Source organism: Geminocystis sp. GBBB08, from assembly GCF_016743215.1.
GTDB lineage: Bacteria > Cyanobacteriota > Cyanobacteriia > Cyanobacteriales > Cyanobacteriaceae > Geminocystis.
Window position 1 is genome coordinate 1 of record NZ_VRZC01000054.1, and the last position, 22,547, is coordinate 22,547.

Below are 22,547 nucleotides of genomic sequence, written 5' to 3' on the forward strand. Positions count from 1 at the left end.
ATAGGGTGCATTTCATTTTTTAAATCCGGTAAAAATCCGACAAAACAGTTTACTTCATCTCTCCATTGAATAGTAATTTTATAATTAAATCTACTCATAATTATTTTCCCTCTTTGATTTTTTTTAATTTAGCTAATTTTTGATTAATTTGTTTTTCTAAATATTTTTGAGCATCATCACCATCATTTCCTGATATATTAATCGGATCTTCTGGTAATAGTTCATGATACCAACGAGTATGACTACCTTTAGCGGTACGATAAACAAAACCCGCTTTCTTCAATAAATTTTTCAATTCTCTAATTTTTTTAGGCATTAATCATTATATTTTCTTGATTTACGAACTTTTAGCTTTTATGATAACAACAAAAATCAGCAATAATAGCAGATAGAGCATTAAAGTAGTTATTCCTTTTCATGGTGGCAAAATTCTACATCCTAAAATTATTAAGCAAGTCATTGATGCGATCGAAACAAAGGATGAATAGATTATTGTAATAAATTAGCTTACTATATCTTGTGATTCTCTAATTCAGGAATATAAAAAAATGTTAGATTTTTTAACATCTTTTTGTGCTTAAAAATTTTGTGTACAATTCTTGACTAATATCTTCTCTTAAATTTTTCCCGATATAAAATTTAATTAAAGATTCCACAGAAATATTGTGATTTTGAGCAATTATTTCTAAGTTTTCTAAAGTATCTAAAGGAATTTTTATCGATACTATTTCCGATGGACGAGGCTTAATTTTTAGAGTAAAATCTTCGTTATAATTATTCATAGGAATATTATATTTTGACGGAATCTAAATGTTGAGCAATCCAGACTTTAATTAAAGATTGAGACTCAATACCTAATCTTTGAGCTTCTTTATCTAAGGCAATAATCATCCATTGGGGTAAATCTAAGTCAATTTTTGTCTTTTCTAAAGCAGGGCGTTTTGCTGTCGATAAATCAAAATACTCTAAAATATCTTCTTTTCCTTCATCAAATAATAAATCTAATTCTTCAGCTTTCATAAAAATTTACCTCTTGTTTTCTCGATCGTCTAACAGATATAATTCTAATTTTATTTTGGCGATATGTTATTATTGCAGACCAATATTTTTCTTTAATTTTACCAATTATTATCATCCTAAATTCATTGGTTGAATTTGCTTTTATCTCAATACGATTATTATCTAACCATAATAATAGGGCTTCCTCAAAATCAATGCCGTGTTTTTCTTTATTGATATTACTTTTATTCTCATCATACTCAAATTCCATATTTTCGCAGTAACAACGACTCTTAGAAACACTTTCTTATGATAGCAACAAATTATCGGATAATAGGAGATAGACCATTAATGATAATATTTTATGACTAATATTCCTCCTTAATTAACAGGAAACGAAATCAGAGAGAAATTTTTAAACTTTTTCGCCCAAAAACAACACAAAATCCTCCCTAGCGCCTCATTAGTACCAGAAGATCCCACCGTTTTACTGACGATTGCAGGAATGCTCCCATTTAAGCCTATTTTCTTAGGGCAGAAAACCCCAGACTATCCCCGTGCTACCACTTCGCAAAAGTGTATTCGTACTAATGATATTGAAAACGTAGGGCGCACTGCTAGGCATCATACCTTCTTTGAGATGTTGGGTAACTTTAGCTTCGGTGATTACTTTAAGTCACAGGCGATCGCATGGGGGTGGGAATTGTCAACTCAAGTGTTTCAACTGCCACCAGAAAGAATCGTTGTCAGTGTGTTTAGAGAAGACGATGAGGCTTTTGCTATCTGGCGTGATGAAGTGGGAATCCCCGAAAAACGGATTATCCGCATGGGAGAAGAAGATAACTTCTGGAAATCTGGGGTAACTGGTCCTTGTGGTCCTTGTTCCGAGTTATACTATGATTTTAAGCCAGAATTGGGAGATGATAACATCGACTTGGAAGACGATACCCGCTTCATTGAGTTTTACAACTTGGTGTTTATGCAGTATAACCGAGACGCTGACGGCAATTTAACACCCCTGCAAAACAAAAACATCGATACTGGCATGGGGTTAGAAAGAATGGCACAAATTCTGCAACAAGTGCCGAATAACTACGAAACTGACTTGATTTTCCCTATCATTGCCACAGCAGGAAAGTTGGCAAATATTGACTATAGCAAAGCCGATGAGAATACTAAGGTATCTTTGAAGGTTATCGGTGATCATGTACGATCGATAGTTCAAATGATAGCTGATGGTATTTCTGCATCGAATATAGGAAGGGGGTATATTTTGCGCCGTCTAATCCGCAGAGTCGTGCGTCACGGGCGTTTAATCGGTATCGATGGCAATTTTATCAGTGAGGTAGCAGAAACGGCGATACAACTCTTAGAAGGGGTTTACAGCAATACTAGAGAAAGAGAGAAAGTAATTAAAACCGAGTTGCAACGGGAAGAATCGGCATTTTTAGCAACCCTTGAAAGGGGCGAAAAACTCTTAAATGAGGTGATTATTAAACTCAGAAGTCAGCAACAAGACAGCCATCTTGGCTGTGCTACAATTTCTGGGGAGGACGCTTTTACCCTTTATGATACCTATGGTTTCCCCCTCGAATTGACTCAGGAAATCGCAGAAGAAGAAGGTTTAACCGTTGATGTCTCTGGTTTTGAAGCGGAAATGGAGGCTCAACGCACTCGCTCTCAATCTGCCCATGAAACCATTGATTTAACTGTACAGGGTAGCATAGATAAATTAGCCGAGCATATCCATCCCACCGAATTTTTAGGCTATAGCGAATATCAGTTAATCAGTCACATTGAAGCCTTATTAATTGAGGGCAAATCGGTGGAAAAAGCTGAAACAGGGCGTAAAGTTCAGCTAATCTTCAATAAAACCCCATTTTATGCAGAATCTGGCGGACAAATTGGCGATCGAGGCTATTTAGCCGGAGAAGATGTGCTAGTATCCATCGAAGATGTGCAGAAAGAATCGGGCTTTTTCGTTCACTATGGTACAGTAGAAAGAGGTATCGTCACCGTAGGGCAAAAGTTACGCGCTACCATCGATAAAGCCTGTCGTAACCGTGTCAGAGCGAATCATACCGCAACTCACTTATTACAGTCAGCTTTGAAAAAAGTTGTCGATGAAAACATCTCTCAAGCCGGTTCTTTGGTATCCTTTGATAAGTTACGTTTTGACTTTAATTGCCCTCAACCCCTCACTAAACAACAATTACAACAGGTTGAGGATTTAATTAACACTTGGATTGCAGAAGCCCATCCCACAGATATTAGTATTATGGGTATCGATGAGGCTAAAGCTAAAGGTGCGATCGCCATGTTTGGAGAGAAATACGGCTCAGAAGTGCGTGTTATCGATATTCCTAGGGTTTCCATGGAGTTATGCGGAGGCACTCATGTTAATAATACAGCGGAAATTGGCTTATTTAAAATAATTTCCGAGACGGGGGTTGCTTCTGGTATCAGACGTATTGAAGCGGTAGCAGGTGCGTCTGTTTTAGAATATCTCAAAGTAAGAGATGATGTCGTAAAGCAATTATCAGATAAATTAAAGGCAAAACCAGAGGAAATTGTCGATCGATTTTCTAACCTACAAAGTGAGTTAAAAGCCACTCAAAAAGAGTTAGAAAATGTGAAACAAGAGTTAGCTTTATTAAAGTCTGAAAGTTTGATTAACCAAGCTGAAAGTATTGGAGAATTTAAAATTTTAGTGGCAAATATGGGCGATTTAGACGCTAAATCTTTGCAATCAGCCGGAGAAAAATTACAACAAAAATTAGGTAACTCTGCGGTGATTTTAGCATCGATTCCAGAAGCCAATAAAGTGAGTTTAGTAGCCGCTTTTGGGGAGAAAGTTTATCAAGAAAAACAACTTCAAGCCGGTAAATTTATTGGAGAAATTGCCAAAATTTGCGGTGGTGGTGGTGGTGGTAAACCGAATCTAGCCCAAGCTGGAGGTAAAGATGCAAGTAAAGTTGAGGAGGCTTTAACTACTGCTAAAAACAAATTAATTGAGACTTTATCTTAATCTATTTTCATGAATAATATTTTTAACTCATTTAATTTGTGATAAATAGTTAATAGTAGGGTGGGCGTTGCCCACCTATTTAACTTCTTCTTAAAAAGATAATTTTAGCCATGATTATAGGCAACCAAATATTTCCAGATTATGAAGGTAGAAAAATCAGGCTTACAGAAGAAAGATGGCTACATATTCTATCTCATCCTGAAATGAAAGAATTAAGCCAATTAATACCTGAAACTCTTAGTAAACCTCAAATTGTTAGGCAATCAAATACAGATGAAACTGTTTACTTATACTATTGTTATCAAACTCAAACTATAGTTGGAGAAAAATGGCTTTGTGTAGTTGTTAAAATATTAGATAATGACGCTTTTATTATTACAGCTTATCTTACAGACAGACTCAAAAAAGGAAAACAAATATGTCCAACACAATGAAAATTTATTACGACAGCGAAGCTGATTTTTTGGAAGTGCAATTTTCTCAAGCCATTGGTTACATGAGAGAAACTGACAATGATAATCTCATGGAGAGAGTCGATTTAGAAGGTAATATTATCGGTTTTTCAGTGTTGAATGTACGTCAACTAGCACAAGATAAACCCTTAATTGCTGAATTAATTACGAAAAATTAAAATTTTAATAATTTAGTTAAGATATTAAAAAATTTATAGATGTTTCTATTGCTATTATTGACGATCAAGAATTAAATAATGAGGATAATTTGAATAATTTAATTAGGGCTATTAATATCTCTAATTGTTATGATGAAAATTAATTAAATTCACTTTTATTTATAACAATAAATTTTTATGTCTAAGATGAAGCTGAATTAGATGAAAAATGTTACTATGAAACTCAAATATCAAAAACTATTATGTTTAAAAATAGATAATATGAGCAAACTGCAATTAATTCAGGCAGAAATAGAAACTCTTACCTCCGATGACTTTACCTATTTAAAAAATTGGATTAATGAATTAGATGCTCAACAATGGGAAAAGCAAATTGAGCAAGATTCTAATGATGGAAAACTTGATTTTTTGATTGAGGAAGCCTTATTAGAAAAGAGTAAAAATCAGTTACAGGAGTTATAAGTGCATCGAACTAATGCTAGATTTTGGGACTGTTTTGATCAGTTACCAGAATCAATTCAATTATTAGCAAAAAAGAATTTTGAACTTTTAAAAAATGACTTAAATCATCCTTCTTTATATTTAAAAAAAGATAGATAAAATAGTAAAAATATGACTGTTTATAATGAAATATTAAATCAAATTCAAACTCTTAGTATTACTGACCAAAATCGACTATTTCAAGAGTTAAAAAAACGTTTTGATAATTTAGATGATGATTTTACAAGTGAAGATTTAGACGAGTCTGAGTCTGAATGGCAAAATTATCTTAACGGTACTGATCAAGGTAAATCTCTCCAGAGTCTTGAATTAGAATTATTTGGAGGAGAAGTTGAATAACTGGAATTTAATTATTCTTAAGAAAGCAGAAAAATATTTGCAAAAATTATCTCTCACTGAGCAAAAACGAATTATTCAAAGTTTAAAATTGTTGATTCAAGATAAGAGTTTAGTTGAGATTAAACCATTAAAGGGACGTTTAGAATGGCGTTTAAGAGTGGGAGATTTTCCCATTTTATATCGAGAAGATAGAGAAAATCAAACTTATGTTGTTACGAAAATTAAATCTCGTGGTGATATTTATCAATAAAATAAAGCGATGCTTTCATGGACAGCGTAACTGCACACAGATCACTCTCTTCAAAATGCGATCGCCCATTAGTAGTAAGCCCTTTAGGGCTGATTATGGCTAAAGCCACTACTACGATCGCATCCCTAACACCCTCAAAAACCCGATCGCACAGTGGGATCAACAATTAGAACAAGATATTAATGAGGGAAAATTAGATGCTTTAGCTGAAGAAGCACTAGCTGAATTTGAAGCTGGAGACTATCAAGAAATTTAATGCACTATACTAATCGCAAATTTTGGTCATATTATTATCAGCTACCTGAAAATATACAGAAGATAGCAGATACTTCTTATGAATTATCAGTTATCATTACTTGGATTGTCGATAGTAAACACCGGGATAGTTAATATTAGTGTCAACCCAATACTCAATACCCTTTGTTAGTAAACCATCTAAAGAAACTAACTTACAGTTTGCACCTACTCTCCCACCACCATAAGGACATATTTTCTCTACTGGTTTGTAATATACTCCTGCATAGTCAACACTTACCCAGTATTTTACTTCAGGTACTACGATTACAGGATTTTCAAAAGCATAAATTTTGCAGTTTACCCCAGCAACTCGGCCTCCATGAGGGCAAGGATTAGACGGATTAACCCGACGTTCAGAAGACTGTGCTAGAACCTCTTTTTGATTATCAAGGGGAAAACTAATAATCTGAAATAAAGTAAAAGCTAATGTTGTTACAAATTTTGATAATTTCATAATAGACTTATTAAAGTAGCAATATTTCCGAGTATAAATGAACTTTTATGAAAATAAAAGCGGAAAAGATCGGAAGTTTTGGGAACTTTCTTGATAAAATTGAAATCTAAGAACAGAAAATAATATCAATAATGACCAATTTCTCACAAAAGCCATGAGTATCTCTGAAATGTTAGAATTTATCGATGAAGTGATGGAAGACAAAACAGGCAACACTCTAACAGACTTACAACGATCGATTTTAGAAGGAACATTGAAGGGACAAAAATATTCAGAGATTGGCGAGAAAAATGGTTTTTCCGAAGGTCATGTAAGAGATGTTGGTTATGAATTGTTACAATTACTATCAAGGATTTTTGATAAACCCCTTCATAAACGTAATTTAAAGCAATTTTTAGAAAAGCAACATAATATAAGTAACAGCGTCGTTAAATTTGGTAAAAAGACTAAAATAAAATATTTTTGTACGCAGAAACATTTTGACAACCTACAGGAAATTGAGCGAGAAACAAAGGAATATCAACAAGTTAAATATCAAGTGGAAATAGAAACAGCAAAAAAACTAAAAAATAAAGGTTTAACTGATGCAGAAATAGGTCAAATTTTAGATATTAAGATGGAAGAATTAAGTAATTATTTAGAGTAATTTAAGCAACGGCAAAATCCGTATATTTACGAGTTTCAGGATCATGAAACGCTCACAATATCGTCTTCGATCGCATTTATCGCACCTTAAACTCTCCAAAGGGGATTATTTTAATTCACTTTCACCCCAAGAATCAGAATCTTTTGATTGATAAGGTTTCTTCATCTTCTACTTCTTCTATCAGTTTGACTAGCCCATAATTTTCTAAAATTTCTTCTATTTTTTCAAATTCGGTAATAGGAATTTGCACAGCTATCGGTTTTTTGTCACTATCTAAAACATAGTTTTTATTAATTTACAACATTGAGGATATTCAGAATCACTAACTTTTTAGTTAAATTATAAACTATTAAATTTTAAAATTTTATCACACAGAGCGATCTCACTCTACCTCCCACAAAAGAGCGATCGCACAGACTATATTTTTTATCTTTAGAAATGTTATGATGTAAATGAATTTTTACAATTATTTGATAATTATGACTATTGAACAAATTGAAAAAGCAATTTTAAATCTTTCTGAACAAGATTTTAGTAAGTTACGAAATTGGTTATTAGATTTAGATTATCAACAATGGGATCAACAATTAGAACAAGATATTATAGATGGTAAACTTGATGCTTTAGCTCAAGAAGCACTCGCTGAATTTGAAGCTGGAGATTATCAAGAAATTTAATGCACTATACTAATCGCAAATTCTGGTTATTTTATGATCAGCTACCTAAAGATATACAACAGATAGCTGATGTTTCTTATGAATTATTAAAAACTAATCCTAGTCATCCTTCTTTACATTTTAAGAAAGTTAATAAATATTGATCGGTAAGAATAGGTAAAGCTTATCGTGCATTAGGAATTGAGGTTAAAAATGGAATTTTATGGTTTTGGATTGGTACTCATGGTGAGTATGATAGATTAATCAGTAAATAAATAAAAGCGGTCGCACCTCTAATTCCCTTCAAAAGAGTGATCACGTTATATTTTCTCATGTAGTTGAATTATTGGTAATATTCAGAATTTCTGAAGGTTTTAAGGGATTAATGTCTGATATTCCCTGAAAATGATTAATGTTATAAGTAGCTAAATAATCAATATTCTGATTTAAAATTAAAGCAACCAGACGAATATCAAAAATTTGGGCTGAAATTATGTTATTTTTAACTGCGAACTCTAATACTTTCTTTACCGTAAATTTCGTAGGATAAAGAATTTCAAAGTTGTCATTAAAATAAAAAGAATAACTGTTTGTCCTTGTATGTAGCCTTTCATGATTTTTAAAATATGCTTAAATTTTACTGATAATATTATTATAAAAAAAATTACAAATTGATCTCGCCCTCCTCCACCTCACAAAAAGTGCGATCTCAGCCCAATTTCCTTAAAGAGCGATCGCCCCTCAACTTCCCTTAAAACGAACATAAGGTTGTGTAATTTTAAGATTAGGAATAACTCGATAATGCTTAACATTAAAAGTGCAAAGAATCCCATTTTTACCAATAGCACAATGAGCAATTAAAGCATCTAATAAACCCACCCCATTTGATAAACTAAATTTACTAAAACAAGCTAAAGCATTATTACAATCAACCTCAGTTAACCAAATAATAGGTAAAGGAGCAATCAATTTAAAAACTTGATTCACTTCTTGTTTATTTTTGGCATTTTGAATTAACTCCATAACCACAAAACCCGGAATACTAGGAACTTCTGTTAAAGTAGTAAACCAAGTAATTGCAGGTTGATGACCTCTCAAAACATCAATTAAAATATCCGTATCTAAGACATACATACATAAAATTCATTTATAAATGTTGACGATGTTCAGCAGAATAGCGAATTTGACGAGCATATTCTTGACTATCGTTAATGTCAGGACGAGAATTAATTAACCCTTCTTTTTGCCAATAATTAACTAATTGTGCTCCTGTTTTGGGTGGATTATTTAACACTTCTCTAACAGTAATAAGATGTAAAATATATTCAGATAAAGATAAATTTATCTTTTCTGCCTCAACAGATAATTCTTGCTCTAATTCTTGAGATAATTCTAAAGTAATTGTCATGGTAGTAATGAGTTAATTTTACGTTACAATTATAAACAAAATTGCTCAAGATGATTCCTAAAATTAAGACTCACCCTAACAATTATACTAAACTAAAACATCCTCAAACAAGCGATCTCACCTCCTTCCACCTCACAAAAAGTGCGATCACCAGTTCTTCATTAACTACATAAAAGGCTAATTAAAGCTCAAACCAGTATTCTGAACACTTGTACTACTGACAGGCATTTGTATAAGTTCTACCTGCATCAAAATTAGCACTTGGTTCGACAACTGATACCGAATAACCAGTTTTATTCGCAGAAAATGATTAATGTTATAAGTAGCCAAATAATCAATATTGTGATCCCAAATTAAAGCAACTAGACGAATATCAAATGAAACCATTGATTTAACCGTTAATCTTGAATAAAACTCCATTTTATGCGGAATCGGGCGGATAAATCGGCGAGGCTATTTAGCGAGAGAAGATGTGTTAGTATTGATCGAAGATGTGCAGAAAGAATCGAACTTTTTTGTCCATTATGGTACAGTAGAAAGGAGTATCGTCATCGTAGGGCAAAAGTTACGCGCTACCATCGACAAAGCCATGATAAATTACATATTTCTCCCCGATTAAAATATGAGTTAATTTGCTTAGTAACAAGTTTACTAAAGTTTCCCAAGGCATTGGTTACAAAGTTATATTTGTTTAATAACAGTCTCTTAACCACAGTTTAACAGCTTGTCCGATTATTCCTTCTGTTGTATCAAGAGGGGGAGAAGAAATAAAATTTTGCTCAGAAGAATCATCAGGATAACCTAATTTTGTTAATACCATAACTATTTTCCAATTTTTTGGAGTTTTTGTTAAAATTAACCAATGAAAATTTTGAGTTTCAATAATACGATTATTAATAGAATATTGTCTTTCTAAAGTGGTAAAAAAAACTTGTTTGACATCATCAGTTGATAGAGATTTCATCACATTTTTATATTGAGTTTGACTTAAGGGCAAAGATTCTAATTCAGTTTTTCCAGCAGTAATTACATAGATAGGAAAAAACTGTAAAGGATGAGAATGAATGCGATTTCTTTGAATAACTCGGTTAGCATAATCAGGAAGATCTTTAACTAATAAATTTGCTAAATCTTCTAAATTATTACCACATTTATTATTACTAATTACTGTTTCAGCTAAGGCACTCTTGGGATAATTATGCCATAACATTAAAAAAATACATATAATAAAATTTAATAACAAATATCTAGTCAAATAATAAGTTATTTTCATGATTTTCTGGCATTTTATCAAATTCAAAACGAGGAATGAGGAATTTAGTTATCTTTAGATAATGTTGGCTATTAGCTAAAAGTTAGTCTTTTATCTTTGACAATTTAAAATAAGCGAAAATATTTATCCTCTAAGGTTTTCACAGCTAAATGATGACAAGCCCTAATATATTAAGCCTTTACTTTTCCTCTATAATTTCTGCTAAGATTTTAGTCCATGCTTGAGACGGATTTTCGGCTTGAGTAATAGGGCGCCCGATAACAAGATAGTCAGCACCTTGTTGTAATGCTTGTTTCGGTGTCATAATTCGTTGTTGATCACCTGCTAAAGCCCATAGAGGACGGACTCCAGGACAGACTAACAAAAAATCTTTACCGCACACTTCCTTTATTTTTTGTACTTCATGGGGTGAACAGACAGCACCATCAATACCACATTCTTGAGCCATAAGGGCGTTATTTAAGGCATATTCGGACAACTCTAGGGGAATTTTAAGATCAAAAGCTAATTGTCGGCTGTTAATGCTCGTTAAAACGCTAATGGCTAACAATTTGAGACGGTGATCTTCACTATTTTTTACTACTTCTGAGGCGGCAATTAAGGCTTCTCTACCTGCGGTAGCATGGATAGTTAATAAGTCAACTTGATGTTTTAAAGCTGATTGGGTGGCACTTTTGACGGTATTGGGGATGTCGTGAAATTTGAGATCGAGAAAAATATGTTTATTTTCGTCTTTTAAAAATTTTAGTATATCTGCTCCTGTAGCCACAAATAACTCCAAGCCTACTTTCCAAAAGCTGACTTCTGGTAATAGTTTCACTAAGGCGATCGCCGATTCTAAATCAGGGACATCAAGGGGTACGATAATTTTATCAGTGTTCATTTTAAAGAAGAATTTAATGTAAGAAGTGACGTACGCCTGTAAATACCATGATTAAGCCTAATTCATTCGCTGCTTTGATAGAATCTTCATCACGGATTGAACCACCGGGCTGAATAATTGCTGTAATACCTGCTGTTCCTGCCGTTCTAACTGAGTCATCAAAGGGAAAAAAAGCATCACTAGACAAAAATGCTCCCTGAGCTTCATTCCCTGCTTGTTCTAGAGCTATTTTAACCGAGCCTACACGGTTCATTTGCCCAGCTCCTATCCCTAACGTAGTACGATTTTTTGTTATAGCGATGGCATTAGATTTAACGTGCTTAACAATTTTCCATGCGAATAATAATTCTTGTAATTCGGTTTGAGTGGGTTGTTTTTCCGTGACAATTTGCCATGGGTGGGGTAATTCTATAGCTGTATCATTTTCTTGAATTAAAAAACCTCCGGCGATCGCCTTAATATTATCTTTACTACCAGAGTTTAAATCCGATAAAAGTAAGACTCGAAGATTAGATTTTTTAGCTAAAATGGCTTTAGCTTCTTCGGTAATATCAGGGGCAACAATACATTCTAAAAATATTTTACTCATGGCTTGAGCAGTAGGTGCATCGAGGGGTTGATTTAAGGATACAATTCCCCCAAAAGCCGATACAGAGTCAGCATTATAAGCCTTTTGATATGCTTCAATAAGAGTTTCACCTACGGCTACACCGCAAGGATTAGTATGTTTAACAATTACGACTGCTGGTTCATTACTAGGAAATTCACTAATAATTCTTCGAGCTGCTTCCAAATCAATTAAGTTGTTATAGCTTAATTCTTTACCTTGTAATTGATTTGCCGATGCCCAACCTTTGGCTTCACTACCACTTTGATACCAACTAGCTTTTTGATGAGGATTTTCCCCGTAACGTAAAGTTGCAATTTTTTTACCGCCAACACCATAATAATCAGCAGATTCAGGATTAACTTGAGCAAAATAACGACAAATAGCTTGATCGTAACTTGCTGTCATGGCGAAGGCTTCAGCAGCTCTTGCTTGACGAAATTCTATGGTAGTTTTACCTTGATTTACAGTTAATTCTCTCAAATAGTCATCATAACGGGCAGGATTGGTTAAAATAGTTACATGAGCATAGTTTTTAGCACTTCCTCTTACCATAGCTGGACCGCCGATGTCTATTTGCTCAATGGCATCTTCCACCGTACAATTATCTTGGGCAATGGTTTTTTCAAAGGGATATAAATTAACCACAACTAAATCAAAAGGGCGAATTTCATTAGCTTGTAAGTCTTCTTGATGAGATTCTAATTCTAATCTTGCCAAAATACCGCCATGAATACGAGGATGTAAGGTTTTCACTCTACCCCCTAAAATTTCAGGAGATCCAGTATAATCATTAACTTTAGTAACAGGAATACCAGCAGATTGTAAGGTTTTTGCCGTGCCACCGCTACTGACGATTTGAAAGTTAAATTTTTCTACTAAAGTCTTGGCTAATTCTATAATTCCTGTTTTATCGGATACACTTAATAAGGCTAAACCTGTCATTATTTGCTCTATTTTCAATTTTAGTTTATTGTACAATATTTTTTATTTTATTATATTCTGGAGTTCTACTCATAGCATTTACAGCATTTTCTCCATGGGTAAACTACGTCCAAATTGATTAGCAAGATTTTTATTACTTGTATAAAACTTTTTTTTTTGAGGTTCGTTTATTTTAAACAGTTTAAATTGATTATTTTTTACTTAAATTAAAATGTTAAACACTGATGTGGCAAGATCTCAATTCATGACTATCTCATTACTTATTGCTTATTACTTCTCCTTATTAAAAAACGGTTTCAATAAATCCTAATTATAGTTGTTCGTGAAAAGTACGGTTAATTACGTCTAACTGTTGTTCACGGGTTAGTTTAATAAAATTCACCGCATAACCTGAAACACGAATAGTTAATTGTGGATATTGTTCAGGATGATCCATGGCATCTAATAAGGTTTCTCGATTAAATACGTTAACATTTATATGATGCCCTGTATTGTGAAAATAACCATCTAACATTCCCGCTAAATTATTAATTCTGGCTTCTGGGGTTTTACCTAAAGCATTAGGCACAATGGAAAAAGTATAGGAGATGCCATCTTGAGCGTGTTCGTAGGGTAATTTTGCTACGGACTCCATAGAGGCGATCGCCCCTTTTGTATCTCTGCCGTGCATAGGATTTGCACCCGGAGCGAAAGGTTCACCAGCTTTCCGTCCGTCAGGAGTACTACCAGTTTTTTTACCATAAACCACGTTAGAAGTAATGGTTAAAATAGATTGAGTTGGGGTTGCGTGACGATAGGTTTGATGTTGACGAATTTCGTTCATGAATTTAGTCACTAATTCTACAGCAATACTATCAACTCGATCATCATTATTACCGAATTTAGGGTAATCTCCTTCTACTTGATAATCCACCGCTAAACCTACTTCATTACGAATAACTTTCACTCGACTATATTTAATTGCAGATAAAGCATCGGCTACGACAGATAAACCAGCAATACCACAAGCCATGGTACGGGAAACATCTCGATCATGTAACGCCATTTCTATCCGTTCATAAGAATACTTATCGTGCATATAGTGAATAACATTGAGGGTGTTAACGTATAATTTCGCTAACCATGCCATGAGTAAGTCAAATTTTGCCGTTATTTCTTCATACTCTAAATAATCACCAGTAATGGGAGCATAAGCAGGAGCAACTTGGACACTGGTATTTTCATCTTTCCCGCCATTAATGCTATAAAGTAAGGCTTTGGCTAAGTTTACCCTCGCACCAAAAAACTGCATTTGTTTACCAATTTTCATGACAGATACACAACAAGCGATGGCATAATCATCACCGTAGTCAGGGCGCATCAAATCATCATTTTCATATTGAATGGAGCTTGTATCAATGGATACTTTAGCACAATAACGTTTAAAAGCAATTGGTAATCTTTCAGACCACAAAACTGTTAAATTTGGTTCAGGTGCGGGTCCCAAGTTATATAATGTGTGTAAAAAGCGGAAACTATTTTTTGTCACCAAAGAACGATTATCTGCACCCATTCCGCCAATTACTTCTGTAACCCAAACAGGATCGGCTGCAAAAAGTTGGTTATATTCAGGGGCGCGTAAAAAACGAACCATGCGTAACTTAATCACAAATTGATCAATTAATTCTTGAGCTTCGGTTTCTGTGATAATGTTATGGTCGAGGTCTCTTTGAATATAAACATCAAGGAATGTTGAAACACGACCAAGTGACATAGCAGCCCCATTTTGTTCTTTCACTGCCCCAAGATAGGCAAAATATGTCCATTGCACTGCTTCAGTGGCTGAAGTGGCAGGATTGCTGATGTCAAAGGCATAACTCAAAGCCATTTCTTTTAACTCGTTTAAGGCTTTAATTTGTTCGGTGATTTCTTCTCTCAAGCGAATAGTATCTTCATCCATGACATCATTTTCAAGGGAGATTAACTGTGTTTGTTTATCTTGAATCAGAAAATCTACACCGTATAAAGCTACTCGACGATAATCGCCAATAATGCGTCCTCTTCCATAAGCATCAGGTAAACCAGTAATAATACCAGATTTACGAGCTTTTTTCATATCAGTAGTGTAAGCTGAAAAGACACCATCATTATGAGTTTTGCGGTATTTAGTGAAAATTTCTTGAGTTTCGGGATCAAGTTCATAACCGTAAGATTTTAAAGAGGTTGCAACTACACGAATTCCACCGAATGGCATAATTGAGCGTTTCAGGGGTTTATCAGTTTGTAAACCGACAATTTTTTCTAAGTGTTTATTGATATAACCAGCAGGATATGCGGTAATAGTAGAAGGAATTTTAGTTTCAGCATCTAAAACGCCTTTTTCTCTTTCTTCTTTCATTAATAATTTAACTTCTGTCCATAAATTATTAGTAGTAGAAGTAGCATCACTTAAAAAAGACTCATCACCAGTGTAGGGGGTATAGTTTTTTTGAATAAAGTCTCTGACATTAACTTCCGTTGTCCATTTACCGTGTTTAAAGCCTTGCCACGCTATTTGTGAGGTAGATTGTGTAGCGTTATCTGTGATTTTGTCTGTGAGATGAACCATAGGTCATGATCTAGTATTTTATTTTGATGTACTAGAGCCTCCTTATCTATTATTATAACTTATTCGTTGATTATCAGAAATCGAAAAATTAGTTCAAAATTTCAGTAATTAACTGATTAGAGCTTAATTAAATGCAAAATAAATTTTCAATAAAGAAAGGGGTTGAAACCCCTTGTTCTCTTAAAGAGCTAGTTAGATGCAGGTAAATCCAGAATCACCCGTTATAATAAAGATTTAACGAGACTGAGTGCCAATAAGTGCATTATAAGCATCAACAGTATAGGCTGGTACTCTTTCTAAATAATCTGTTTCTTTACCCGTAAAAGATTTTGCCAATTGATCAAATGAGGCAGAATTCCAGTTACGCTCATGAATAGGCTTTGTTTGTTCACCTAAAAAGTATGCTTGAGTACCAATAACAGAAGCAGTTAACCAACCGAAAATAAATAATGATATTAAGATTGCCATGATTTTTAAGCCTTTATTTGTGACTACCCTTTTATCTTAACTTATGTAAATTTTTGTTGCAATTACTTGACACTATTTTTATTTATAGTTATCCACCCTTGACATCAAAATTAACTTTTGATTATTTATCAACTAGTAGAAAATTATTTTTTAAAACCCTTCGCCAATTGGTTAGGTTTTCATCAGCGTAACTCCCAAAATAGATTTAAAACCCACATTCCGCACTTTATTTGAGTAGCTTCTAGGTAAGATGAGATTAAATTATAAGGGCGATCGCTCCAGCCCGATATTTTTAGACATTTTTTTGTTGACTATGATAGTTGAAACATCCATCAAATAATAAATCTAATTCTTCAGCTTTCATAAAAATTCACCTCTTGTTTTCTCGATCATCTAACAAATATAATTCTAAGTTGATTGATTATAAGCTATCATAGTTATTTTATTTAATTCTTCATTAATCAATAATTCAGAAGATTTAATAATGATAATTTTATTATCTTCTAAAGAGAATAACTGACGATAATTGTTAGTTTGAATAACTATTTTTAAATCACTTTTTTTTGCTTGTTCCGAATTATTAATAGCTTCGATCGCATCTTCTAAAGTTTCATCTTTTTTTTTGATTCTAACTGGGATAGGCTTATCATTTTCTAAGGTTTGTTGAATATTTATAGCTTGTTCTCTTTGAGGATAATAAAACATTACTCTAATGGGTTTATATCCATGATTTTCGATCGCTTTTATTCTCGTATGCTCTTTTGTGATATGATCCCCGTCTGTAGTGGCATCTCTCCATTTAATTTCTATAGCGTCATTACCATCTAAAACATCAATAGTAGCAACAAAAATCAGCAATATTGTGAGATACACCATTATTGATAATATTTTATGACTAATATCCCTCCTTCATTAACAGGAAACGAAATCAGAGAGAAATTTTTAAACTTTTTCGCCCAAAAACAACACAAAATCCTCCCTAGTGCCTCATTAGTGCCTGAAGATAACGCTTATAATTCATAGGTACATTTGCATTTTTGAAAAAATTATTGTAGATTATAGTCAACAAATAAAAGTGATGTCAGTAGAAAATGAAAGCGATAAGTTTATTTTGTAGTGGAGGAATAGGAGATTTAGCCCTTCAGAATGCAGGTTTTGAAGTAATAGTAGCAAATGAAAAAATTAACGATCGCGCCCAAGTGTTTAAATTTAATTATTCGCAAACATCAATTATTATTGGTGATATTTGGCAGAAAAAAGAGACGATCTTAAAAGAAATAATCAGAAAATTATCAGGTGAAAAATTAGATTTCGTATTTGCAACTCCACCATGTCAAGGAATGTCAAAAAATGGTAGAGGAAAACTTTTAAATGGTATTAGAGAAGGCAAAAAAAGTGAAATAGATGAGAGAAATTTATTAATAATTCCTACAGTAGAAATTTTTGTCGCTAGTGGAGCAGATACGCTAATTATGGAAAATGTACCTGAAATGGAAAAAACCTATATACCTCATCCTTATAAACATGGAGAATTAATTAATATTTTAGATTTTATTCAAGAGTCTTTAGGAAAAAATTTTGTAAAGTGTATTCGTACTATTGAATTTGCCGATTATGGTGTACCTCAATGTCGTCAAAGATTGATTTCAATATTTACAAAAAACGAAAAATTAAAATCTTATCTTCAATCTTCTGGAGAGCTTTTTCCTCCGCCAACTTATAGTAAAGATGGATTAAATCTTCCTCTTTGGATAACCGTTAGAGATGCTATTTCCCATTTGCCCCCTCTGTGTGCTGATAAATCCAAAAATGCTAAGTGTCAATCTATTCCCTATCATTATGTTCCCTTATTAGACGAAGATAAATATTTGTGGGTAAGCAATACTCCTCCTGAAAAAAGTGCTTTTGATAATCAATGTATTAATCCTGATTGTCGATTTACGGGGAATCAAACTCATCAAGCGAAAAAAAATCATCACGGTATTAATCGAGCTAGTACAGAAACACCTATATATTGTCAAAAATGCGGACACCTTCTCCCTCGCCCTTGGGTAAGAGAGGGGAAAGAATATCGTTTGATGAAAGGTTATACCAGTGCCTATAAAAGAATGAGTTGGGATGCACCATCTAGCACTTTAACTCGGAATCTTTCTTATGCTTGTAGTGATAATAAAATTCATCCAAGCCAACATCGGGTATTATCTCTTTATGAAGCAATGATATTACACACTATAGATAAATATCCTTTTCAGTGGAAACGAGCAGATGGTAAAAAGGTTAGTGATAAATTGATTAGAGAATTAATCGGTGAAAGTGTACCACCTTTAGGATTAGAACAAATTTTTTCTTTTATAATGTCAATCCTCACTGATAATTATGAAAATGTGACTAAAAGTCAACAGAAATCTCAACAATTATGTCTATTTTGAAATTAAACTACCTTTATTGTACTTATTCAAAAAATTAATATAACTTTGATCATCTCTAACTAAAATCCAATTATTATACATTTTGCGAACTCCATCACGGGGCATAATTGAAACACTTGTTGTTCTTCCACCTCCTTCTTTGGGTGTAACGATTTTACCCCAGTCATTTTCTGTTAAATTATTACAGAAAAAGATAGCAACTATTTGAGGAATCTTATTGTCAAAATCTCACAGTAAACCAATCAGGTTGTTTGTTTCACGATGATGGGCTTTCCAATCGTAACCTTTTAACATTTTAATTCTAGTATCCATTAGAAGAAGATCGGGATAACCGTCTTGATGAGGATTTTTCATGAATAAACCCCCTGACTTTTGAGCGAAATTGATAGCGAATAATTCACCAATAAATGAGGACAAATTTCTCATACCCAAAATAGCAAATATATCTACTGGTATATCTTTTACTATTTTTTCGATCACTAAATGAGATTCTTTTAATGCTAACTCAAAATTTGTTTTGTCCATCACACAGCGTGCCGTTGGCATCGTAATTTTATTCCCATTTCCTGAGATAAAACTGGTATCGCAATTAGGGTTTATTATATAGTTCATGATAAACTTCACTCAAAAAAGTAGGAATATCCATATCTAGTGCTATGACAATTTGTTCTAAAGAATCAAGGGTAATATTTCTCACTCCACGCTCAACTCCAGAGATATAAGTTCGATCAAGATTCGCTTTATATGCTAAGGCTTCTTGACTGAGATTTCTTTTTTTTCTTATTTTTTTGATGCTTAAAGCAACATAAGTTCGCAATGTACCTGACATAAATCAATATTGTTAACACTTGGAACTTTGATCATCTTAATTTTGATGACTATATGTCAACGGATTATAAGTCACAAAAATCAACAATAATTTATAACAACTCGATTAATTATTCATCACGAAGTGGAGCGGCACGATCATTAATTACGTTTAATTTCATATCCTAATTTTTCAATTCTTCGTTTAGAATCATCCCATTGCGAAAACTCTTCTGATATTACAAGACAATTAGGTGCAATAATATCAATTTTGTCTTTGATTGCTTTTTGTAAATTTTGACGCTCTAAAATCTTTTCACTACTAAAGTTTGTTTTTTCCAATGGTGTTATTGAATTGTCATTAATATTAAAATTATAAATTGCCATAAAATACTTGTAATGTTAAAGTAAAAAAATCTCTTATCAGGCAAAAACAAAGGTTTTAGGTTGAGGTAAATTTTTACCATCTTCTTGATATTCTTCAATAATTAACTCTAAAACTTCTTGCCCATTTTTTAAGGCTTCTTCATAGGTTTCGCCGTGAGTGACAGGTTGCATGACATTATTACTAAATTCAGGTAAAAAAACCACAAAACAATTATCTTCATCACTCCATTGAATAACAATTGTATATTTCATAATTAATTGTCCTCTTGATTGATTTTATTTAATATTTCTAAAGCTGAATTAACTTGTTTTTCTAAGTATGGTTTAGCATCGCTACCATCATTCCCAGAGATAACGATAATTTGTGATACTTGTGGATGTTGCCATTTACTATGATTTCCTTTTGCTGGTTTAACCGAAAACCCTGCTTTCTTCAATAAACTTTTCAATTCCCTAATTTTTTTTTAGGCATTAATCATTATATTTTCTTGATTTACGAACTTTTAGCTTTTATGATAGTAACAAAAATCAGCAATAAAAAAAGATAGACCAATACTTTTGTTAAAAATCAACAATTTATATGAATAATAATTATCAAATAAGTGCCATAATTGAAAAAGATGAATATGGCTATTATGCTTATTGCCCTCAATTAGAAGGTTGTCAAACTCAAGGAGATTCTTTAGAGGAAATCAAAACGAATATTCAAGAAGCAATTGAATTATATTTATCAACTCTTACTGAAGAAGAAAAAAAGGCATTATTAGTGAAAGAAATTTCTTTAATGAATGTGGAGGTAAAAGTTGCCTAAATTACCTCGTCTTAACGCTAAAGAAGCACAAAAATTGTTATTGACTGCGGGATTTGTTTTGATAAGAAGTCAAGGAAGTCATCGAATTTATCAAAAAGCTACCATAAAAGTAGTTATTCCTTTTCATGGTGGTAAAACTCTACATCCTAAAATTGTTAGGCAAGTTATTGATGTGATCGAAACTAAGAATGAATAACTGATATAATTCTAATTTTATTTATTATAAGGTATCATATTTATTTTATTTAATTCTTCATTAATCAATAATTCAGATGATTTAATAATGAGAGTTTTTTTATCTTCTAAAGGGAATAACTGACGATAATTATTAGTTTGAATAACTATTTTTAAATCACTTTTTTTTGCTTGTTCCGAATTATTAATAGCTTCGATCGCATCTTCTAAAGTTTCATCTTTTTTTTGTATTCTAACGGGTATAGGTTTATCATTAAATTGTCTTTTTAAAAAACCATCAATACCATTATTTCTTTGTACAGGAATAGCATTAATACTTTTTAATAAAAATAATTCTTCTTCCGATTTTTCTATATAACTTGTTTTTCCTTTTTCCAGAAGTTCAGACTTAGTTATAATCATATCATTTAATCTTTTTTTAGTAAGTTCGATCGCATCTTCTGATATATCAATGCCAATAAAATTACGATGTAAAGATTTAGCGGCGACACAAGTTGTACCACTACCACAAAAAGCATCTAAAACTAAATCACCTTCATCGGTAGAAATATTAATAATTTGTTGTAAAAGCAAAACAGGTTTTTGCGTAGGATAACCTACTCTTTCTTTTGCTTTTGGATTTAAAAAAGGTATTTCCCAAACATCCGATAAAGGAACACCTTTTTTTTCTTGAGCTAAAATTATATTACCGTTTTTATCCTTTTTATATACTGATTTTCCATAGCTATTTTTTTCTCTTAATTGCCATATTTGATCAACATTTGTTGTGGGAGAATAATCACTATAAATAGTGTTAAATTTAAAGTCATCTGTTTTAGAATAAAAATAAATAGTTTGATGAGAATTGAGTAAACCTTTTTTTGAATTTGACCATCTTTTATAAGACCAAATAATTTCACTTCTAAAATTATCATAGCCAAATATTTTATCTAATAAAACTCTTAAATGATGAGAAGCACTCTTATCACAATGTAAAAAAATATTTCCCGTTTTTTTTTAAACTTTTTTACATTCTATTAAACATTTTTCCATCATTAATAAATAATCATTAAGACTGTTCCATACATCATTAAATTCATAATTAATATTATTATCACGACTTGTTAAAGAATGTTTTTTTTGAGTAAAGAATGGCGGATCTAAATAAATTAAATCGATTATTTCTGAGTCAATTTTTTTAAACTCATCAAGACAATTTTCCTTAATTATTTTTTCCATAATTTAATTTTTTTCTGGTGTTTTGTTATCGGCAATATCTATTAAAATCTGTTTTAAATCAAATCCTGTACGATTTTTAATAAAATTCCATGCTTCTTCTCCAGCATAATATTCTCCATTTACGCCTTTGTAAACCGTTTCTACGGTTTGTTGATTATTTATAGCTTGCTCATTTCATTTTTAAAATCAGGTAAAAATACGACAAAACAGTTATCTTCATCACTCCATTGAATAACAATCGTATATTTCATAATTAATTATTCTCCTTATCAATAACTTATAACAACTCTATTAATTCTTCGATCGATAATTCAGAATCTCGTAGAATTTTTTTTAACAACCCTTTTCCTAGAATTTTACCACTATGTACGGGTATCGTAACAATTCTGTTATCTGGATGTTTTAGTCGAAGATGACTTCCTTTTTGTCTGATTTCAACAAAACCGATTTTTTTCAATGCTTTAATAATTTCATTGGCAGTAACACTAGGTAATTTGGGCATTAGACTCTAATTTTTTGTACTCCGATAAATTCATTAAGATTCACCAAATTATCATTTTCTTCTAATTCTTCTAAACACATAGTGATAACTTCCTTCATATTTTCCATTAATTCATCTATGGTTTCTCCTTGCGAATAACAGGCTTTTAATTGTGGCACTTCTCCCACATAAAAACCATCCTCATCTCTTTCAATTACCACATAAAATTCTCTTTTTTTCATTATTT

General features: G+C 32.4%; 37 protein-coding genes and 2 pseudogenes. 15 read left to right on the forward strand and 24 right to left on the reverse strand.

Annotation, left to right across the window (positions count from 1 at the left end; all coding sequences use genetic code 11):
• Positions 1 to 100: 100 nt before the first annotated feature.
• The 4 genes from FWJ34_RS08875 to FWJ34_RS08890 form a co-directional block, all read right to left on the reverse strand.
• A complete protein-coding gene (locus FWJ34_RS08875) occupies positions 101 to 316 on the reverse strand; it encodes a type II toxin-antitoxin system HicA family toxin (protein ID WP_308254965.1) in 216 nt (71 codons plus the stop codon).
• A gap of 244 nt (positions 317 to 560) precedes the next feature.
• A complete protein-coding gene (locus FWJ34_RS08880) occupies positions 561 to 782 on the reverse strand; it encodes a hypothetical protein (RefSeq protein ID WP_308254966.1) in 222 nt (73 codons plus the stop codon).
• Between the two features lie 7 nt (positions 783 to 789).
• Positions 790 to 1,020: a type II toxin-antitoxin system BrnA family antitoxin gene (brnA, locus tag FWJ34_RS08885; RefSeq protein ID WP_308254967.1), complete on the reverse strand. Its 231-nt coding sequence runs from the start codon at positions 1,018 to 1,020 to the stop codon at positions 790 to 792.
• A complete protein-coding gene (locus FWJ34_RS08890; RefSeq protein WP_308254968.1) occupies positions 1,010 to 1,270 on the reverse strand; it encodes a BrnT family toxin in 261 nt (86 codons plus the stop codon). The genes brnA and FWJ34_RS08890 overlap by 11 nt, the downstream gene beginning before the upstream one ends.
• Positions 1,271 to 1,399: 129 nt before the next feature.
• On the opposite strand from FWJ34_RS08890, the gene alaS reads away from it, so the two are divergent.
• The 7 genes from alaS to FWJ34_RS08925 all read left to right on the forward strand — a co-directional run bounded on the left by alaS (position 1,400) and on the right by FWJ34_RS08925 (position 5,918).
• The gene (gene alaS / locus FWJ34_RS08895; protein WP_308254998.1) at positions 1,400 to 4,027 is read left to right on the forward strand and encodes an alanine--tRNA ligase; all 2,628 of its coding nucleotides are present in this window, start codon (positions 1,400 to 1,402) and stop codon (positions 4,025 to 4,027) included.
• A 110-nt stretch (positions 4,028 to 4,137) separates the two neighbouring features.
• Positions 4,138 to 4,461 carry a DUF4258 domain-containing protein gene (locus tag FWJ34_RS08900; protein WP_308254969.1) on the forward strand — a complete coding sequence of 108 codons (324 nt, stop codon included), beginning with the start codon at positions 4,138 to 4,140 and terminating at the stop codon, positions 4,459 to 4,461.
• A complete protein-coding gene (locus FWJ34_RS08905; protein ID WP_308254970.1) occupies positions 4,446 to 4,658 on the forward strand; it encodes a DUF2283 domain-containing protein in 213 nt (70 codons plus the stop codon). Before FWJ34_RS08900 ends, FWJ34_RS08905 begins: the two co-directional genes overlap by 16 nt.
• A gap of 261 nt (positions 4,659 to 4,919) precedes the next feature.
• The gene (locus FWJ34_RS08910; RefSeq protein ID WP_308254971.1) at positions 4,920 to 5,120 is read left to right on the forward strand and encodes a hypothetical protein; all 201 of its coding nucleotides are present in this window, start codon (positions 4,920 to 4,922) and stop codon (positions 5,118 to 5,120) included.
• A gap of 150 nt (positions 5,121 to 5,270) precedes the next feature.
• A complete protein-coding gene (locus FWJ34_RS08915) occupies positions 5,271 to 5,498 on the forward strand; it encodes a hypothetical protein (RefSeq protein WP_308254972.1) in 228 nt (75 codons plus the stop codon).
• Positions 5,491 to 5,748: a type II toxin-antitoxin system RelE/ParE family toxin gene (locus FWJ34_RS08920; RefSeq protein WP_308254973.1), complete on the forward strand. Its 258-nt coding sequence runs from the start codon at positions 5,491 to 5,493 to the stop codon at positions 5,746 to 5,748. The genes FWJ34_RS08915 and FWJ34_RS08920 overlap by 8 nt, the downstream gene beginning before the upstream one ends.
• A gap of 17 nt (positions 5,749 to 5,765) precedes the next feature.
• Positions 5,766 to 5,918, forward strand: coding sequence for a hypothetical protein (locus FWJ34_RS08925; RefSeq protein WP_308254974.1), 153 nt, complete (start codon positions 5,766 to 5,768; stop codon positions 5,916 to 5,918).
• 182 nt (positions 5,919 to 6,100) lie between these two features.
• Here the strand turns inward: FWJ34_RS08925 and FWJ34_RS08930 are convergent, their stop codons facing one another.
• Entirely contained in the window at positions 6,101 to 6,499 is a 399-nt protein-coding gene (locus FWJ34_RS08930) for a hypothetical protein (protein ID WP_308254975.1), read from the reverse strand.
• 154 nt (positions 6,500 to 6,653) lie between these two features.
• Here FWJ34_RS08930 and FWJ34_RS08935 point away from each other — a divergent pair, with 154 nt between their 5' ends.
• A complete protein-coding gene (locus FWJ34_RS08935; protein WP_308254976.1) occupies positions 6,654 to 7,145 on the forward strand; it encodes a hypothetical protein in 492 nt (163 codons plus the stop codon).
• A 133-nt stretch (positions 7,146 to 7,278) separates the two neighbouring features.
• Here FWJ34_RS08935 and FWJ34_RS08940 read toward each other — a convergent pair whose 3' ends face one another.
• On the reverse strand, positions 7,279 to 7,440 hold the full coding sequence (locus FWJ34_RS08940) for a hypothetical protein (RefSeq protein WP_308254999.1): 162 nt from the start codon (positions 7,438 to 7,440) through the stop codon (positions 7,279 to 7,281).
• Positions 7,441 to 7,624: 184 nt separating this feature from the next.
• Here FWJ34_RS08940 and FWJ34_RS08945 point away from each other — a divergent pair, with 184 nt between their 5' ends.
• On the forward strand, positions 7,625 to 7,822 hold the full coding sequence (locus FWJ34_RS08945; protein ID WP_040466859.1) for a hypothetical protein: 198 nt from the start codon (positions 7,625 to 7,627) through the stop codon (positions 7,820 to 7,822).
• Positions 7,822 to 8,076, forward strand: a pseudogene (locus FWJ34_RS08950) (hypothetical protein). The gene FWJ34_RS08945 and the pseudogene FWJ34_RS08950 overlap by 1 nt, the downstream one beginning before the upstream one ends.
• Positions 8,077 to 8,542: 466 nt before the next feature.
• Here FWJ34_RS08950 and FWJ34_RS08955 read toward each other — a convergent pair.
• Together FWJ34_RS08955 and FWJ34_RS08960 are read right to left on the reverse strand one after the other, a co-directional pair.
• Entirely contained in the window at positions 8,543 to 8,935 is a 393-nt protein-coding gene (locus FWJ34_RS08955; protein ID WP_308254977.1) for a PIN domain-containing protein, read from the reverse strand.
• Positions 8,936 to 8,948: 13 nt separating this feature from the next.
• Complete coding sequence (locus FWJ34_RS08960) at positions 8,949 to 9,209, reverse strand: hypothetical protein (protein WP_308254978.1); 261 nt, start codon at positions 9,207 to 9,209, stop codon at positions 8,949 to 8,951.
• A 472-nt stretch (positions 9,210 to 9,681) separates the two neighbouring features.
• Here FWJ34_RS08960 and FWJ34_RS08965 point away from each other — a divergent pair, with 472 nt between their 5' ends.
• Positions 9,682 to 9,828 (forward strand): hypothetical protein, encoded by a 147-nt coding sequence (locus tag FWJ34_RS08965; protein ID WP_308254979.1) that lies wholly within the window; start codon positions 9,682 to 9,684, stop codon positions 9,826 to 9,828.
• 72 nt (positions 9,829 to 9,900) lie between these two features.
• Here FWJ34_RS08965 and FWJ34_RS08970 read toward each other — a convergent pair whose 3' ends face one another.
• From FWJ34_RS08970 to FWJ34_RS08995, 6 genes are all read right to left on the reverse strand, one after another.
• Positions 9,901 to 10,419, reverse strand: a complete 519-nt coding sequence (locus tag FWJ34_RS08970; protein ID WP_308254980.1) for a hypothetical protein — start codon at positions 10,417 to 10,419, stop codon at positions 9,901 to 9,903.
• A 241-nt stretch (positions 10,420 to 10,660) separates the two neighbouring features.
• Positions 10,661 to 11,365 (reverse strand): orotidine-5'-phosphate decarboxylase, encoded by a 705-nt coding sequence (gene pyrF, locus FWJ34_RS08975; RefSeq protein ID WP_308254981.1) that lies wholly within the window; start codon positions 11,363 to 11,365, stop codon positions 10,661 to 10,663.
• A 13-nt stretch (positions 11,366 to 11,378) separates the two neighbouring features.
• Positions 11,379 to 12,917, reverse strand: coding sequence for a bifunctional phosphoribosylaminoimidazolecarboxamide formyltransferase/IMP cyclohydrolase (gene purH / locus FWJ34_RS08980; RefSeq protein WP_308254982.1), 1,539 nt, complete (start codon positions 12,915 to 12,917; stop codon positions 11,379 to 11,381).
• 310 nt (positions 12,918 to 13,227) lie between these two features.
• Positions 13,228 to 15,504: a formate C-acetyltransferase gene (pflB, locus tag FWJ34_RS08985; RefSeq protein ID WP_308254983.1), complete on the reverse strand. Its 2,277-nt coding sequence runs from the start codon at positions 15,502 to 15,504 to the stop codon at positions 13,228 to 13,230.
• A 234-nt stretch (positions 15,505 to 15,738) separates the two neighbouring features.
• Positions 15,739 to 15,972: a photosystem II protein, Psb35-related gene (locus FWJ34_RS08990; protein ID WP_308254984.1), complete on the reverse strand. Its 234-nt coding sequence runs from the start codon at positions 15,970 to 15,972 to the stop codon at positions 15,739 to 15,741.
• A 408-nt stretch (positions 15,973 to 16,380) separates the two neighbouring features.
• Positions 16,381 to 16,848, reverse strand: coding sequence for an ApaLI family restriction endonuclease (locus tag FWJ34_RS08995; RefSeq protein ID WP_308254985.1), 468 nt, complete (start codon positions 16,846 to 16,848; stop codon positions 16,381 to 16,383).
• Positions 16,849 to 16,863: 15 nt separating this feature from the next.
• Between FWJ34_RS08995 and FWJ34_RS09000 the strand changes: the two genes are divergently transcribed.
• Both FWJ34_RS09000 and FWJ34_RS09005 read left to right on the forward strand, forming a co-directional pair.
• Entirely contained in the window at positions 16,864 to 16,995 is a 132-nt protein-coding gene (locus tag FWJ34_RS09000; RefSeq protein WP_308254986.1) for a hypothetical protein, read from the forward strand.
• Between the two features lie 68 nt (positions 16,996 to 17,063).
• Complete coding sequence (locus FWJ34_RS09005) at positions 17,064 to 18,401, forward strand: DNA cytosine methyltransferase (RefSeq protein ID WP_308254987.1); 1,338 nt, start codon at positions 17,064 to 17,066, stop codon at positions 18,399 to 18,401.
• Between the two features lie 228 nt (positions 18,402 to 18,629).
• Here FWJ34_RS09005 and FWJ34_RS09010 read toward each other — a convergent pair whose 3' ends face one another.
• From FWJ34_RS09010 to FWJ34_RS09030, 5 genes are all read right to left on the reverse strand, one after another.
• Positions 18,630 to 19,013, reverse strand: coding sequence for a hypothetical protein (locus tag FWJ34_RS09010; RefSeq protein WP_308254988.1), 384 nt, complete (start codon positions 19,011 to 19,013; stop codon positions 18,630 to 18,632).
• Entirely contained in the window at positions 18,991 to 19,230 is a 240-nt protein-coding gene (locus FWJ34_RS09015; RefSeq protein WP_308254989.1) for a helix-turn-helix transcriptional regulator, read from the reverse strand. Before FWJ34_RS09015 ends, FWJ34_RS09010 begins: the two co-directional genes overlap by 23 nt.
• A 140-nt stretch (positions 19,231 to 19,370) precedes the next feature.
• Complete coding sequence (locus tag FWJ34_RS09020; RefSeq protein WP_308254990.1) at positions 19,371 to 19,595, reverse strand: hypothetical protein; 225 nt, start codon at positions 19,593 to 19,595, stop codon at positions 19,371 to 19,373.
• 36 nt (positions 19,596 to 19,631) lie between these two features.
• Positions 19,632 to 19,847: a type II toxin-antitoxin system HicB family antitoxin gene (locus FWJ34_RS09025; protein ID WP_308254991.1), complete on the reverse strand. Its 216-nt coding sequence runs from the start codon at positions 19,845 to 19,847 to the stop codon at positions 19,632 to 19,634.
• Between the two features lie 2 nt (positions 19,848 to 19,849).
• Complete coding sequence (locus FWJ34_RS09030) at positions 19,850 to 20,044, reverse strand: type II toxin-antitoxin system HicA family toxin (RefSeq protein ID WP_308254992.1); 195 nt, start codon at positions 20,042 to 20,044, stop codon at positions 19,850 to 19,852.
• Positions 20,045 to 20,175: 131 nt separating this feature from the next.
• Between FWJ34_RS09030 and FWJ34_RS09035 the strand changes: the two genes are divergently transcribed.
• Both FWJ34_RS09035 and FWJ34_RS09040 read left to right on the forward strand, forming a co-directional pair.
• Positions 20,176 to 20,406 (forward strand): type II toxin-antitoxin system HicB family antitoxin, encoded by a 231-nt coding sequence (locus FWJ34_RS09035; protein ID WP_308254993.1) that lies wholly within the window; start codon positions 20,176 to 20,178, stop codon positions 20,404 to 20,406.
• The gene (locus tag FWJ34_RS09040) at positions 20,399 to 20,602 is read left to right on the forward strand and encodes a type II toxin-antitoxin system HicA family toxin (protein WP_308254994.1); all 204 of its coding nucleotides are present in this window, start codon (positions 20,399 to 20,401) and stop codon (positions 20,600 to 20,602) included. The genes FWJ34_RS09035 and FWJ34_RS09040 overlap by 8 nt, the downstream gene beginning before the upstream one ends.
• A 17-nt stretch (positions 20,603 to 20,619) precedes the next feature.
• Here FWJ34_RS09040 and FWJ34_RS09045 read toward each other — a convergent pair.
• The 5 genes and pseudogenes from FWJ34_RS09045 to FWJ34_RS09060 all read right to left on the reverse strand — a co-directional run.
• Positions 20,620 to 21,585, reverse strand: a pseudogene (locus FWJ34_RS09045) (DNA-methyltransferase); the annotation flags it as partial.
• Positions 21,586 to 21,597: 12 nt separating this feature from the next.
• A complete protein-coding gene (locus tag FWJ34_RS09050; RefSeq protein WP_308254995.1) occupies positions 21,598 to 21,819 on the reverse strand; it encodes a hypothetical protein in 222 nt (73 codons plus the stop codon).
• A 3-nt stretch (positions 21,820 to 21,822) separates the two neighbouring features.
• Positions 21,823 to 21,981: an ApaLI family restriction endonuclease gene (locus FWJ34_RS19560; protein ID WP_396231800.1), complete on the reverse strand. Its 159-nt coding sequence runs from the start codon at positions 21,979 to 21,981 to the stop codon at positions 21,823 to 21,825.
• Positions 21,982 to 22,096: 115 nt separating this feature from the next.
• The gene (locus FWJ34_RS09055; RefSeq protein ID WP_308254996.1) at positions 22,097 to 22,321 is read right to left on the reverse strand and encodes a type II toxin-antitoxin system HicA family toxin; all 225 of its coding nucleotides are present in this window, start codon (positions 22,319 to 22,321) and stop codon (positions 22,097 to 22,099) included.
• Positions 22,321 to 22,545, reverse strand: a complete 225-nt coding sequence (locus tag FWJ34_RS09060; protein WP_308254997.1) for a type II toxin-antitoxin system HicB family antitoxin — start codon at positions 22,543 to 22,545, stop codon at positions 22,321 to 22,323. Before FWJ34_RS09060 ends, FWJ34_RS09055 begins: the two co-directional genes overlap by 1 nt.
• Between the last annotated feature and the right edge of the window lie 2 nt (positions 22,546 to 22,547).